Source organism: Streptomyces sp. DSM 110735, from assembly GCF_016482685.1.
Taxonomy (GTDB): Bacteria; Actinomycetota; Actinomycetes; order Streptomycetales; family Streptomycetaceae; genus Streptomyces.
In genome coordinates this window covers 200344-215742 of sequence record NZ_JACYHF010000005.1, presented here as the reverse complement: position 1 = coordinate 215742, position 15399 = coordinate 200344, and the positions used below count along the sequence as shown (strand labels likewise).

The window sequence follows — 15399 nt, the reverse complement described above, 5'->3', positions numbered from 1 at the left end:
GCAAGCGATGCTATTGACTCGGGCGATCCACTTCCTGTCCCCTTTACCGGGGACCCCCTCCGTGGCTCCTTCCCCGGGGCAACGGAAGCGGTTTTCAGACGCGGCCGAGAGCCGTGCAGACACAGACCCGGTTGCCGTCGGGATCGGCCAGGACCGTGTACGACGGGGCGTGGCTGTCGTCGAACACCGTGCCCCCGCAGGCGAGCGCGGCGGAGATGCGCCCCTGCGCCGCTTCCGGCGCCAGCCAGAGGTCGATGTGCCAGCGCTGACGGGGAGCCGGATGCGCCTCGGTGTGCTGGAACCAGGTGCTGGGGACGCGGTTCGTCGGGTCGAACACCGTGTCGAACACAGGGGTGTTGCCGGGGTCCCCGGTGAGCAGCGCGGCCCAGAACGGTCCCGACACCGCCACCGACGGCGCGTCGAGGACCAGCTCGATCTGGGTGACCTCGCCGGGAACGGCACGCAGTCCGTGCTCCACCGCGAGCGCGCTGATGGCACGCGCCCGCTCCAGCTCCCGGTCCGTCACCTGCCGTCGCCCGCTGTCGGGGTGCACGGTGTAGAGCGTCACGTTCACATACCCGGGCTCCAGCCGGATGTCGGGGACGGTGTAACCGGCGGCGGCCGCCTCGCGGGTCACCGCCGCCACGAACTCCGCGCCGCGCACGGCGTCGGCCGCGGCGAAGCGGGCCGCGAGGGGCTGGGCGAGTTTCCGCCAGTCGGGCAGCCGGTCGTCGATGGCCGCGAGGACGTCCTGAACTCCCAGTACAGTCACGCCTGTCATGATGCCAGCGGTCGCGCGGAGCGGGACCGGCCGGGAATCACCGTCCGCGCCCCCTACCGGTCGCGTACCGCACTACCATCCCTCCCACCGCGCGTGGCCGGGCCCGTACCGAGCCCGCCGCATGTCAGCGGGGCGACCGACGCGAACGCCCCGGAAACCAGCACTTCCCCGACGAGGAACGCACTTTCATGACCGTCTTCCGTATCGCCCCCGCCGTCGCCGAAGCCTTCCCCGGCACCCTCATCGCCCTGATCACCGCCACGGGCCTGCGCGGCCACGAGCCCTGGCCCGGCACGGCCGAGGCGCTGGAGGACCTGGAACGGCGGCTCGCCGACGGCTCCTGGAGCCCGGCCGACGAGAGCGATCCCCGTATCGAGGCATGGCACACCGCGTACCGCGCCTTCGGCACCAACCCCCGTCGCCTGCGCCCCAGCGTCGACGCGCTCGGCCGCCGCATGGCGAAGAAGGGCACCCTGCCGCGCATCAACCCGGCCGTCGACACCTACAACAGCGTCTCCGTCCGTCACGGGCTGCCCGCGGGCGCCTTCGACCTGGAGCAGGTCAAGGGCGACATCGAGATCCGGTACGCGGACAGCGGCGAGGAGTTCACCCCGCTCGGCGAGCCGGACACCGTGGAGAACCCCAAGCCCGGCGAGGTCGTCTACGCCGACGCCGCCGGTGTCCTGACCCGCTGCTGGAACCACCGCGACGCCCACCGCACCCGCGTCACCGAGGACTCCGCCGATGTCGTCTTCATCCTCGAAACCGTCCAGGAGCCGGTGCACGGGGACCTTCTCCGGACGGCGGCACAGGAACTGCGGGACCTCCTCGCCCCGCACGCGGACGAGACCGCCGTGCACCTCCTCTCCCCGGCCACGCCCCGGATCGACGTATAGCACGTCCGTACGCACCGGGGGGGGATTCGTCCCGTTGAGCCCCTCGTGTCCCCGCACGTGGGCTGATACTTGTGCTTCGCTGCCTCCCGGGCACCGGAGCACGGAGGAGAGAGCGACATGGCTGAGATTCTGGTTTTCCACCACGGACACGGACTGACCGCCGGTGTCCTGGAGTTCACCGAGACGCTGCGGAAGGCGGGGCACACGGTCCACGCCCCCGACCTGTTCGAGGGACGGCAGTTCGCCTCTCTGGACGAGGGCATGGAGTACGCCGAGGAGGTGGGAATCGACACCGTGGCCGAGCGCGGGACCGCCGCCGCCCAGGGGTTGCCGGCCGACCTCGTCTACGTCGGTTTCTCGCTCGGCGTCCTGCCCGCGCAGAAGCTGGCCCAGACCCGTCCCGGCGCGCGGGGCGTGCTGCTGCTGGAGGCGTGTCTCCCGGTGTCGGAGTACGGCGACACCTGGCCCGAGAACCTCCCCGTCCAGATCCACGGCATGGACGCGGATCCCTTCTTCGCGGAGGAGGGCGACGTGGACGCCGCCCGCGAACTCGTCGAATCGGCGGCGGACGCCGAGTTGTTCACCTACCCCGGTGACCGGCATCTGTTCACCGACAGCAGCCTGCCCACGCACGACGAGCACGCCACGGCTCAGGTCACGAAGCGGGTGCTCGACTTCCTCGACCGCGTCGGGTAGTTCCCCGACAGACATCAACCAGCTTCTCCGACGGACGCCGGCGCCCGGAGGCGGTAATGCCCCCGGGCAATTCCCCTTCGCCCGCGACTCTTTCGGCGAACACTTCGGAGCCGATCCTCCTCCACCCTCCTTCACGGGCTCCCCGCCCGCATGTCGTCGATTCATGTGACAGCGCCACCTCGACCTGCCGCCGGTATTTTCGGGTCCGCAACAGGACTGTTCCGTCTCCGAGGCAGCAGGAAAGCAGGACGTCAGCCGCTGGGCGGTTCTCGCCACACCTGGATTCAGCCGCACATTCACCGCAACGACCGCATGGTCCGTCAGGGGGAGGCACGGGAATGACCTTTTTGAGTTCTGTCCTGATCGGTGGCGGGAGCGTACTCGTTCGCTGCGGTGCCGCGCTCGTGGCGCGGGGGCACCGCGTCACCGCCGTGGTGACCGACGACGCCACCGCCCGGTCCTGGGCGGTGAAGGCGGGCATCCCCCACCACGAACTCGCCGAAGCCGTGTCCCTCGCGCCGGACCTGTCCTGCGACCTCCTGCTGAGCGTCGGCAACTACGCGGTGGTGCCCGACGCGCTGCTCGCCTGTGCGAGGCGGGCGGCGGTGAACTACCACTACGGACCGCTCCCCGCGTACTCGGGTCTGCACACGCCGTCCTGGGCCGTCGCCGAAGGCGCGACGGAGTACGGCATCACCTGGCACCGCATGGACCAGGTGGTCGACGGCGGCGCCGTGCTCAAGCGCCAACCGGTGGCGATCGGACCCGAGGACACCGCGCTCTCGCTGGGTCTGAAGTGCGACGAGGCGGCGGTCGCGGGCGTGGCCGACCTGGTGGACGAGATCGCCGCGGGTCGCGAGACCTCGACGCCTCAGGACACCGCGAACCGCCGCTACTTCTCGCGCCACACCCAGTTCCCCGGCGAGGGGCTGATCGACTGGAACCGTCCCGCCGAGCGCATCGCCGCCCTGGTCCGGGCCACCGACCACGGTCCGTTCGCGAGCCCGCTGGTGTGGCCCAAGATCGAGCTCGACGGGCACTTCTACGCCGTACGGACAGCCCGCTGGGAGACCGGCGCCGCGGACGACGCCGTCGCGCCCGGTACCGTCCTCGGCTGCGACGACGCGTCGGGTCTGCGGGTGGCCACCGGTGCCGGAACCGTCACCCTGGCACGCCTGTGCACCCTGGAGGGCGAGGAACGCCCCGTCGGCGCCGTCACGACAGCCCACGGCGTCCGTCCCGGCACGGTCCTGACCAGCCCCGGCGAGGACGCGAGCGCCCGCCTGACGGAGGCGGGCACCCGGGCTTCCCAGGCAGCCCGCCACTGGCGCGAGCGCCTGATCCGAAGCGGCGAGAGCCCCTACCGCCTCCCGTATCCGCAGCCGCGCCCGGAGACCCTGGCGCGCGCCGGGGCGGACCCCGCCCCGGTGCGCCGCCGCGTTCCGCTTCCGGAGGGTGGCGGCGACCTGGACACGCCTGCCGAAGCCGCCGCCCAGGTGGCCGGTGCGCTGGGCGTCTTCCTGGGGCGGGCAAGCAGCCAACGGGAGGTCGGTCTCGCCATGGCGGCGCCCCGCGAGGGCGTCGACGCCGCGCACAAGGACCTGTTCACCGCCTGGCTTCCGCTGCCGTGCCGCATCGACGCCGACGCCACGGTCGCCGACAACCTGCGGTCGGTACGGCAGGAGTTCGCACGCGGCCAGGAACGGGGCTGGATACGCCGCGACGCCATCGGCCGTGACGACGAGCTGCGGGAGCACTGGTCCGGCGGCGCGTCGGCACCGGACGTACTGATCTCCTGGGGCGCCCGCGACACCCCGCGGCACGACGGCGACCGTCCCCGGCTGGAACTGCATGTCGAGGTCGACGGCGCCGGGGAGGGTGCGCTCGTCACCTTCCACCACGACGCCGCGCGCCTGTCCGGTGAGGACGTCGCCCGGCTGGCCGACCAGTTCGGCGCGTGGTGCGACCGGCTCCCCGCCGCCATGGAGCGGCCCGCCGCCGACGCCGACCTTCTCACCTTGGACGAACGCGCCTGTCTCGTCGAGGAGTTCAACGACACGGCGCCCGGCACCGCGGACCTCCCCGAGCGGGGACTGCACCGGCTCTTCGAGGAGGCGGCGCGCGACCACGCCGGGGACACCGCGCTGGTCTGCGCCGACACCAGCCTCACCTACGCCGAGCTGAACGCCCGCGCCAACCGGCTCGCCCACGCGCTGACCGACCGGGGCGTGGACCGTGGCGACCTGGTCGGCGTGGCCCTGAACCGCTCGACCGACCTCGTCGTCGCCCTGCTGGCCGTGCTGAAGACGGGCGCCGCCTATGTGCCCGTCGACCCGAAGTTCCCGGCGGAACGCGTCCACCAGATGCTGGAGGACGCCGACCCCGTGCTCGTCGTCACGGACGACGACGTGCCCGCCGTCCTCGCCGCCCGGGACACCCGGTGCGTCAGCGTTCACGCGGGCGCCGAACGGAGCGCCGACGACGACCTCGCGGTCGAGACGGGCGCCGGGGACCTCGCCTACGTCCTGTACACCTCGGGCTCGACCGGGCGCCCCAAGGGAGTCGAGATCACCCATGGGGCGGTGGGCAACTTCCTGACCGCCATGCGCCGTCGCCCGGGGTGCACCCCGGCCGACCGGCTGCTGGCGATCACCACCGTGTCGTTCGACATCTCCGTGCTGGAGCTGTTCCTGCCCCTGCTCTGCGGCGCGACCACGGTCGTCGCCCGCGCCGAGGAGACCGCGGACGCCGAGGCTCTTTCCGGGCTGCTGGAGCGGCACGCGATCACCATGATGCAGGGCACCCCCTCCACCTGGCAGTTGCTGCTGGACGGGGGCTGGCGGGGCGCGCCCACGCTGAAGAAGATCCTCTGCGGCGGTGAGGCGCTGTCCCGGGACCTCGCCGACCGGCTGCTCGCGGCCACGGACGGTGGCGCGGTGTGGAACATGTACGGTCCCACCGAGACCACCGTGTGGTCGACGGCGTGGGAGGTGGCGGACCGGGAGGAGGAGCCCGGGGTTCTCATCGGACAGCCCATCGACCGCACCCAGGTCTACGTCCTCGACGAGAACCTCGCGCCGGTACCGCTCGGTTTCCCCGGAGAGCTGTGCGTCGGGGGCGCCGGAGTGGCGCGCGGCTACCGCGGCGATCCCGGGCAGACGCGGCTGCGCTTCCCGGACAACCCCTTCGGACCGGGCGCCCTCTACCGCACCGGCGACCTGGCGCGCTTTTCCGGACCCGGCAGGCTGACGCTCCTCGGCCGCAACGACCGCCAGATCAAACTGCGCGGGCACCGCATCGAACTGGGCGACGTCGAGGCGGCCCTCGTCCGCCATGAGGCGGTGCGCCGCGCCGTCGTGGTCGGCCGCGACGATCACCTGGCCGCCTACCTCGTGCGCGACGCGGCGCCCACCGGCGAGTCCGCCGCCGAGGCGGACCAGAGCACCGCCCTGGCGGAGTGGGCCGCTGCCTGGGACCGCGCCTACGAAGCCGGTCCGGACACCGCCGACGGCTCGTCCGGGCCGACCGACGCCTCGTTCAACCTGGCGGGCTGGCACAACAGTTACGACGGTCTCCCCTTCACGGACGAGGAGATGCGCGACTGGCAGCGAAGCTCCGTGCGGCGCATCCTCTCCCACGCGCCGCAGGACGTCTTCGAGATCGGTTCCGGCAGCGGACTCATGCTGTTCGGACTGGCGCCGCACTGCCGCGGTTACCACGCCGTCGACGCCTCCGCCGCCGCCGTCGAGACGACCCGGCGGCATCTGACCGCCCTGCCGCACGTGACCTGTGAGCAGCGCGCCGCCCACGCCCTTCCCGAGGTGGCCGAGGGCGCCTTCGACACAGTGGTCGTCAACTCGGTCGCCCAGTACTTCCCCGGCGTGGACTATCTGACCTCGGTCCTGGAATGGGCGACGAAGGCGGTCACCCACGGGCGGGTGTTCCTCGGCGACGTACGCGACCTGTCGCTCCTCGACGTCTTCCACGCCGACGTGGCGCACTTCCGCGCGGAGGGCGAGGCGGGCGGGACCTCCGCCGAGGAGCTGGCGCACCGCACCGAGCTGGGCATCCGCGCGGAGCGCGAACTGGTCCTCGACCACGCGTACTTCGCCGCTCTGCGACAGTTGTTCCCGCGGATCAGCCGCGTCGACGTCACCTTGCGCGACGGGCGCCACGTCAACGAGATGACGCGCTACCGCTACGACGTCACCCTGCACATCGGCGAGGACACCCCGCCCGTCACCCCGGCGGTGGAGAAGGACTGGCAGCGCGACGGTCTCGACCTGACCGCGCTCCGCGCCGAGCTGACCTCCGTCACCGAGCAGCCGCTGCGCCTGAACGGCATCCCCAACGGGCGCATGGCCGAGGTGTCCGGCCGGGTCTCCCCGGTCCTGGCGGCCCGGGGCACCAGCGTCCCGGCGGCGCCCACCTCCTGGACCGACCCGGTCGACCTCTACGACGCCGCCGCCGAGGCGGGTCTCGAACTCGCGCTGCTGCCCAGCCGGTCCGGCGACACCTGGCGGTGCGACGCGGTGTTCTGGCGAGCGGGCCAGACCCCCGATCTCAGCCCGCGGCCCGTCGCGGCGGTCACCCGCGAGGACCTCCGCCGGTACGCCAACACGCCCGCGGCGGGCGCGCCGTCCACTCCCCCGCTGCACCGCGTGCTGCGCCCCTGGCTGGCCGAGCGGCTCCCGGCGTACATGGTGCCGGACTTCTTCGTCGAGCTGGACGAGCTTCCGCTGACCCCGAACGGCAAGGTCGACGAGAACGCCCTGCCGGACCCCGTGGCGCAGGTCGACGCCACCGCCAGGCCCGCCACCGAGCTGGAGCGGGACATCATCGCCATCTGGTCGGACGTGCTCGGTCACGACCGGATCGGTGTCAACCAGAACTTCTTCGAGATCGGCGGCAATTCGCTGCGGGTCGTCCGGGTCCAGACGCGACTGGAGGAACTCCTCGGACGCCCCGTCCTCGGTGCCAAGCTCTTCGAGCACTTCACCGTCCGCGGCCTGGCCGCCTACCTGACCGACGGCACGCGACCGCGGCAGGAGAGCGCGCCCGCCCGCGGTCGCGCCGCCGACGACGAACCCATCGCCGTCATCGGCATGGCATGCCGTCTCCCCGGCGGCGTCAACACCCCCGAGCAGTACTGGGAGTTGCTGGAGCGCGGCGGAGACGGGATCGTCGACGTCCCGAAGGACCGCTGGGACGCCGAGGCGCTGTACGACCCCGACCCGGAGGCGGCGGGCACCTCGTACTGCTCCCGGGGCGGTTTCATCCGTGACATCGACCTCTTCGACGCCTCGTTCTTCGGCATGGCGCCGCGCGAGGCGCGCGCGCTCGACCCCATGCAGCGCCTGGTCCTGGAGACCGCCTGGGAGGCGTTCGAGCGCGCCGGATACACCCTGGACCGGCTGCGCGGAAGTCAGACCGGCACGTTCGTCGGCATCGGCAAGAGCTCGGCGTGGCGCGAGTACGGGCTCACGACGTCCGGCGGACTGAGCGACCTCGACGGCTATGTGGGCTCGGGTTCCATGGGCGGCACCATGTCGGGGCGGGTGTCGTACGTCTTCGGTCTGCAGGGACCCGCCCTCACCGTGGACACGGCGTGCTCCTCCTCCCTGGTCACCACCCATCTCGCCTGCAACGCGCTGCGCAACGGCGAGTGCGACCTCGCGGTGTCCTCCGGTGTGAGCCTGATGCTGACCCCCGAACTGCACGTCGAGTTCAGCCGCCTGCGCGGCATGTCCAAGGACGGACGCTGCCGGTCGTTCTCCTCCGACACCGACGGCACGGGCTGGAGCGAGGGCGCCGCCACGGTCGTCCTCAAGCGGATGTCCGACGCACAGCGCGACGGTGACCAGATCCTCGCCGTGCTGCGCGGCACCGCCGTCAACCACGACGGCCAGAGCGCCAGCCTGACCACGCCGAGCGGACCCGCCCAGCAGCGGGTCGTCCGCGCCGCGCTGGCCGCCTCCGGTCTGCGCCCGGACGACATCGACTACCTGGAGGCGCACGGCACCGGCACCAGGCTGGGCGACCCGATCGAGGGCACCGCCCTCGCGGAGGTCTTCGGCGGCAGCCACTCCGCCGACGCGCCGCTGTGGGTCGGTTCGGCCAAGTCCAACCTCGGTCACACCCAGGCAGCCGCGGGTCTGGCCGGCATGATGAAGGTCGTCCTGGCCATGGGGCACGACACCCTTCCCCGCACCCTGCACGTCGCCGAACCCACCCCCGCCGTCGACTGGAAGGGCGCCGGTATGGCGCTGGTCCAGGAGCAGCGGCCGTGGCCCGCCGGGGACGTGCCGCGGCGCGCCGGGGTCAGCTCGTTCGGCATCGGCGGCACCAACGCCCACGTCGTCGTGGAGGAGCCGCCGCGACCGGACGCGGAACCCGTGGAGACGCGCGCGTCCGCGCCGCTGCCGTCCACGGTGCCGGTCGTGGTGTCCGGCCACACCGACGACGCCCTGCGGCGGCAGGCGGAGAACCTGCGCCTGCACCTGAGCGGGCACCCGGAGGACGACCTCGCCGACGTGGCCCGGTCCCTGGCGACCACCCGCAGCCACCACCGGCGCCGACTGGTGCTCCAGGTCGGTGAGAGGGCCGAACTCCTCGACCAACTGGCCGCGTTCGCCCGCACCGGCGAACTGCCCGCCGGGGCGGTGCGCACCGTCGCACACGCCGAGGAACCCCGGCTCGCCCTGCTGTTCACGGGCCAGGGCAGCCAGCTTCCGGGCATGGGCAGGGACGTCTACGCCACCTACCCGGTCTTCCGCGAGGCGCTCGACGAGATCGCCGCCCGCTTCACCGGACTGGAGAAGCCCCTCCTGGAGGTGATGTGGGCGGAGCCGGACAGCGCCGACGCCGCCCTGCTGCACCGCACCGACTTCACCCAGCCCGCCCTGTTCGCCCTGGAGGTCGCGCTGTGGCGGCTGTGGGAGAGCTGGGGGGTGCGCCCGGAGCTGCTGCTCGGTCACAGCATCGGTGAACTCGCCGCCGCCCATGTCGCGGGCATCCTCGACCTGGACGACGCCTGCCGCCTGGTCGCGGCTCGCGGCCGTCTGATGCAGTCCCTGCCCGTCCGCGGCGCCATGACGTCGCTGGAAGCGGGCGGCGAGGAGGTGGAGAGCGCCATCGACGCCCTCGGGCTGCGCGGCACGCTGGACGTCGCCGGACTCAACACCCCGACGCAGACGGTGGTCTCCGGTGACACCGACGCCGTCGAGGCGATCGCCGCGCACTTCACCGAGCGGGGTCGCAGGGCCACACGGCTGACGGTGTCCCACGCCTTCCACTCGCATCACATGGACGGGATGCTCGCCGAGTTCCGGACCGTGGCGGAGTCAGTCCGCTTCCGCCCCGCCGAGATCGCCCTCGTCAGCAGCCTCACCGGCGAGCCTGCCGCGCCGGGCGAACTGGAGCACGCCGACTACTGGGTCCGCCAGGTGCGGCACACGGTCCGCTGCGCCGACGGCATGAGCGCCCTGCGCCGCGAGGGGGTGAACACCTTCCTGGAGCTCGGTCCGCAGCCCGTCCTGTCGGGACTGGGCGCGCTCTGCCTGGCCGACGAGGGCCCGCTGCTGTGGGTGCCGTCCTGCGCCCCGGGCAAAGAGGGTGCCTCGGTCGTCCGGCGCAGCCTGGCCGAACTGCACGCACGGGGCGTCCCGGTCGACTGGGAGGGCTACTTCGCGCCCTTCGGCGGCGGTCGGGTGGCGCTGCCCACGTACGCCTTCCAGCGGGAGCGGTTCTGGTTCGAGCCGCCGCTCGCCCGCGAGACCGGCGCCGGTCTGGACCCCACCGGGCACCCGCTCCTGGGCGGCGGTGTGGAGATCGCCGGGACCGAACTGTCCCTGTTCACCCACGTGGTGGCGGCGGACCGGCCCGCCTGGGTGCGGGAGCACCAGGTGATGGACACCGTCCTCTTCCCGGGCACGGCGTTCTTCGAGGTGATACGGGCGGCCGGGGACGCGTCCCTCGAAGGCGACTGGGACGTGTCGGACGTGGTGTTCGCCTGGCCCCTCGCGATCACCCCCGACACGCCCGTACGTCTTCAGGTCACCGTGGGCGCGGAGACCGACGGCTCCCGTCCCGTCAGGATCTACAGCTCGCCCGACGGCGGGGACGGCACATGGCAGTTGCACGTCGAGGGCTCCCTCACGCCCGCGACGGAGGCGGGCGCCACGACCGTCACCGCCGGGGCGCTGCCGCCCCAGGACGCCGAACCCCTCGACGTCGCGGCGCTGTACGGGGAACTGGCGTCCGCCGGTTACGGCTTCGGACCGAACTTCCAGGGCGTCAAGGAGGCGTGGCAGTCGGACGGCACGGTGTGGGCCAGGGTCGCGCTGGCGGACGGCGAGCGGCGGTCCGCCGCCGACTACGCCCTGCATCCGGCGCTGCTGGACTCCGCCATGCAGTCGTTCCTGATGACCCAGCGGCTGCGGAACCCGGGCAGCGAGGACGCCTTCGTGCCCTACGAGGCAGAACGCCTCTCGGTACGGGTCGGGGGTCTGGCGGAGGTCTGGGTCCGGGTCGCCGAGTTCGAGCTGGGCGAGGGCGAGTTCTGGGGCTCGCTCGACCTCTTCGACGGCGAGGGCGCGCACGTCGGTCATCTGCGCCGCCTGCACGCACGGCGGATCGACCGGGCGGTGCTGCGCCGCCTGTCCGCGGCGGGAGTGGACCGCTTCCGGTTCGACGTCGACTGGCGCCACGTCGACACCGGGCACGTCGAGCTGGGCGGCGCCTGGGGCATGCTGACCCCCGCCGGGGACGTGCCGTGGGCGCGGGAGACCAAGACCGCCCTGGCCCGGGCCGGCATCCAGTTGATCAAGGTGCAGGACCTGGCGGACGTCGAGGACCTGGACGGGCTGGTGTGCCTGTGGGACTCCGACGCGCCCGTGCCGGACCAGGCGCACGCGTTCGCCGCCAAGGCGCTGGAGCAGTTGCGGGAGGCGGTCGGTTCGGACTTCCGCGCCCCGCTGGTCTGGGTCACGCGCCGCGCGGTCGGCGCCGGCGCCGACGACCCGGTCTCCGGACCGGGCGCCGCTCCGCTGTGGGGTCTGATGCGCACCGCCCTCAACGAGCACCCCGAACTCGACCTGCGCCTGATCGACATCGGCGACCAGGAGGCGGACCGCACGGCGCTCGCCGCCGCGCTGATGCTGGAGGACGAACCGGAGTGCGCCGTCCGCGACGGCGAGGTGCTGGTGCCACGGCTGGCGCGGTCCGGCGAGCAGGCGGCGGACTCCCCGGAGGGGTTCGTACGGGCGGACGGCGCGGTGCTCGTCACGGGCGGCACCGGCGACCTCGGCCGACGCGTGGCCCGCAGGCTGATCGGCACCCATGGCGTGCGTGACCTGGTGCTGACCTCCCGCCGCGGTCCCCAGGCGCCCGGTGCGCAGGACCTGGTGGCCGAGTTGTCCGAGCTGGGCGCCACGGCCACCGTGCTGACCTGTGACGTGGCGGACCGCGACGACGTCGCCGCGGTGCTGGCGCTGTTCGACGAGAAGCGCCCGCTGCGCGGCATCGTCCACGCGGCGGGTGTGCTGGACGACGGTCTCCTGACCGATCTGACGCCGGAGCGGCTCGACTCGGTCTTCCGCCCCAAGGTGGACGGTCCGTGGCACCTCCACGAGCTGACCCGGGGCATGGAGCTGGACTTCTTCGTGCTGTTCTCCTCCGTCTCCGGCGTGATGGGGACACCGGGTCAGGGCAACTACGCCGCTGCCAACGCCTTCATGGACGCGCTCGCCCACCTGCGGCGCGCCGAGGGTCTGCCCGCCGCCTCGGTCGCCTTCGGTCCCTGGGAGGGCGAGGGCATGGCGGCGGGGCTCGGCGCGTTCGACCTGGCCCGCTTCGCCCAGCTCGGTCTCGACCAACTGGCACCGGACGAGGGTCTTGAGCTCCTCGAACTCGCCTCCGGGAGCGGGCTCCCGCTGACGGTGGCGGCGGCGCTGGACCTGGACCGCGTCCAGCGCTACTTCGCGGACCGCGGCGGGATACCCGCCCTGTTCCGCGCGCTGCTCGACGGCGACGCGGGCGGAGGTTCCGCGGCGGGCGGCGGAGCGGATCTGCGCAAGCTGCTGGGCGAGGCGTCGCCGGGGGAGTACGCGGGCGTCGTGCTGCGCACGGTCCGCGCGGAGGTGGCCAGGACCCTGGGCTTCGCCTCGCCGGAGGCGGTGGGGGTCGATCTGCCGCTGCGGGACATCGGTTTCGACTCGCTGAGCGCGGTCCTGATGCGCAACCAGTTGACGAACATCACCGGACTCGCCCTGCCCGCGAGGATCGCCTTCGACCACCCCCACCTCGTCGCGCTGAGCGAGTTCCTCCTGGAGAAGCTCCTCGAATCGGGCCTCGACGCGGCGTCCGGACCCGCCGTCGCCACCGCCACAGGCACCGGCACCGGCACCCGTACCCGCGCCGTCGTCACCGAGACGGACGACGCCGCCGGTCCCGACCTGACCGCGGCGCGGCAGGGCTGTCTCCACCCCGACCTCCGCTTCGACAACGCCGCCGCGCCGCCCGTACGCCCAAAGGCGGTCTTCGTCACCGGCGCCACCGGGTTCGTCGGCGCCCATCTGCTGCACGAGCTGCTCGCCTCCGGGGTGGTCGCCCACTGCCTGGTGCGGGCGGACGACGACGACCGGGCGACACGGCGCCTGATCGGCGCGCTCGACGACTACGACCTGTGGCGGGAGGAGTTCGCGCCGCTCCTGAAGCCGGTGGTGGGCGACGTCGGCCGACCGCTGTTCGGGCTGGACGAGAGGCGCTTCGACGAACTGGCCGACCAGGTCGACGCCATCTGCCACTCCGCCGCCCTGCTGGACTGGATGCGCCCGATGTCGGAGTACGTCGGTCCCAACATGGTCGGGACGCACGAGGCGCTGCGGCTGGCCTCGCGCGGTCGCGGCAAGGCGTTCCACTTCATCTCCACGTTCGCGACGCTGCCCAGGTATCTGGGGTACCACGTCGCCGAGGAGGCGCCGGAGTACGGCTACCAGACCTCCAAGTGGCAGGCGGAGATGATGGTGGCCGCCGCCCGTCGGCGCGGCGCGCGGGCGTCGACGTACCGGCTGCCGTACGTGGGCGCCTCGACCCGCACCGGGCGGTTCCGGCTCGACCGCGGGGACTTCCTGCACAACCTGATCTCCGGCTGCCTCGCGATGGGGAGCTTCCCGTCGCTGGCCACCGATCTCACGACGGTGCTGCCGGTGGACTACCTGTGCCGGACGGTCGCCGCCGCGGTCACCGACGATCTGACGCGCATCGGCAGGGACTACGACTTCGTCAACTCCGGCGCCCCGGACTTCGACCGCTTCTTCGCGATGGTCGGCGCCACCGGCGGCGGGGCGGAGATCGTGCCCTTCGACGCGTGGCGGCAGCGGGCGCTGGAGTTCGCCGCGGCACACCGGGCGAGCCCCCTGGCCCGGATCGCCGCCCTGCTGGACGGCCTGACGGCGCAGGGCATGGTGGACATGTTCGCCGCGCTCCCCGTGGGGAGCGACGTCTTCGGCGCGGAGGACTACCCGTCCCCGCCCCTCGACGAGACATTCGTCCGCACCTATGTGCACCGCATCAACACTTCGGACCGAGCGGAGGACACCACGTCATGAGCGAGGCGAACCAGGCACCGGCCGCGGCGGCGGACGACGACGCCACCGTCACCGGCACCTACCAGAAGACCGGCACCTTCCTGCACTCCTCGGCGGCGGCACACGCCGAGCAACTGTCCCCGGTGCTGGACAAGTACCAGGTGGACAAGGCGGAGGTGGAGTCGACGCTGCCGCCCCTGCGGAAGCTGAACACGAGCCGCTTCCTGCCCGAGTCGCACCCCACCCATGTCGTCCGCATGAACCTGGACGACGACCTGGCGGACAACCTGGCGCGCCAACTGCGCTGCCAGGCGGTGATCCAGGAGAGCTTCGCCGCCGCCTCGATCGGCAGCTACTTCCCGGTCTCCACCATGTTCGAGAACTGCGTCCTGTTCGTGCCCTCCGCGAAGCGCTTCTACGACCTGAACCAGGACATCGTCCACGAGCACTTCCCCGAGGTCGAGACCGCCGTGGTCAACGCCTTCATCGTGCCCGCCGAGAAGCGCCCGTACGGCACCCACGCGGCCAGCTCGATCGCCCTGCAGATCCCGTCGCTGGTGCGCAAGCAGCTCGGTTTCCCCACCGAGTACCGCAGCTTCCACACCGCGCTGACCCCGACTCCGCTGAGCCGGCAGCCCTTCGTGATCTTCGAGGAGGCGGAGCTGGAGGCACCGAACCTCCCCTACGTCTACGAGCGGATGCTGGAGCACGGTCTGGCGGGCGAGGAGAAGGCGGCGGTCGACAAGGCGCTCTACCTGTTCCAGGAAGGGCGGCTGTCCGAGATCGACCTGCCCTCGGTGCGGGACTACCTGATGGCGATGTACTGGGCGAAGACGTACGCCGACACGCCGTCCCCCGGCTACTACTGCGACAGCCGGGTGGGGGACGCGCTGGTCTTCGACAACTACCGGGCCCACGCCGACAGCACGCTGCCCCGCACCACCAAGGACCGGCTCACCATCGACCTGCGCTGTTTCAACAAGGTGCTCTACCCGAAGGGCATGACCAGCGGTCTGGACTTCATCGTCGATCCCGACGAGCGCGCCTACCAGGTCAGGCGCAAGTGGGCGTCGATCGAGTTCCTCCTGGCCACGCTCGGCTACGAGAGCGTCGACGAATTCCTGCGCCTGGTGTTCGGCGGCACCCGGCGCGCGGCGGACATCGATCCGTTCGGTCTGATGACCGACCTCCAGTTCGGCATCTACAACAAGTCCGAGTACCACCTCCTGGACCAGAACCTGGACGCCCACTACGAGCGGGTCGAGGCGCTGTACGAGCGCATCGAGAAGGAGGGCGAGTACGTCCTGCCGGACCGGGCCAGGCAGTGCCTCACGGCGCTGAGCGAGTAGCCCAGCCGTCCGGGAAGGGTCGCCGCCCTTCTCGGACGCCCCCTCCCCCGCCCCGGTTCCACGATCAGCGAGAGGTCTGCTGTGACCCC

General features: G+C 72.3%; 5 protein-coding genes. 4 read left to right on the top strand and 1 reads right to left on the bottom strand.

The window, feature by feature from the left end; all coding sequences use genetic code 11:
• Positions 1-94: 94 nt before the first annotated feature.
• Positions 95-772 carry a VOC family protein gene (locus tag IF655_RS11035; protein ID WP_199583986.1) on the bottom strand — a complete coding sequence of 226 codons (678 nt, stop codon included), beginning with the start codon at positions 770-772 and terminating at the stop codon, positions 95-97.
• Between the two features lie 197 nt (positions 773-969).
• Between IF655_RS11035 and IF655_RS11030 the strand changes: the two genes are divergently transcribed.
• From IF655_RS11030 to IF655_RS11015, 4 genes are all read left to right on the top strand, one after another.
• Positions 970-1677, top strand: a complete 708-nt coding sequence (locus IF655_RS11030; RefSeq protein WP_199583984.1) for a B3/4 domain-containing protein — start codon at positions 970-972, stop codon at positions 1675-1677.
• 117 nt (positions 1678-1794) lie between these two features.
• The gene (locus tag IF655_RS11025) at positions 1795-2373 is read left to right on the top strand and encodes a dienelactone hydrolase family protein (RefSeq protein ID WP_199583983.1); all 579 of its coding nucleotides are present in this window, start codon (positions 1795-1797) and stop codon (positions 2371-2373) included.
• 404 nt (positions 2374-2777) lie between these two features.
• Positions 2778-13982, top strand: a complete 11205-nt coding sequence (locus tag IF655_RS11020; RefSeq protein WP_307814903.1) for a polyketide synthase — start codon at positions 2778-2780, stop codon at positions 13980-13982.
• On the top strand, positions 13979-15310 hold the full coding sequence (locus IF655_RS11015) for a hypothetical protein (RefSeq protein WP_199583974.1): 1332 nt from the start codon (positions 13979-13981) through the stop codon (positions 15308-15310). Before IF655_RS11020 ends, IF655_RS11015 begins: the two co-directional genes overlap by 4 nt.
• The last annotated feature ends 89 nt before the right edge of the window (positions 15311-15399 follow it).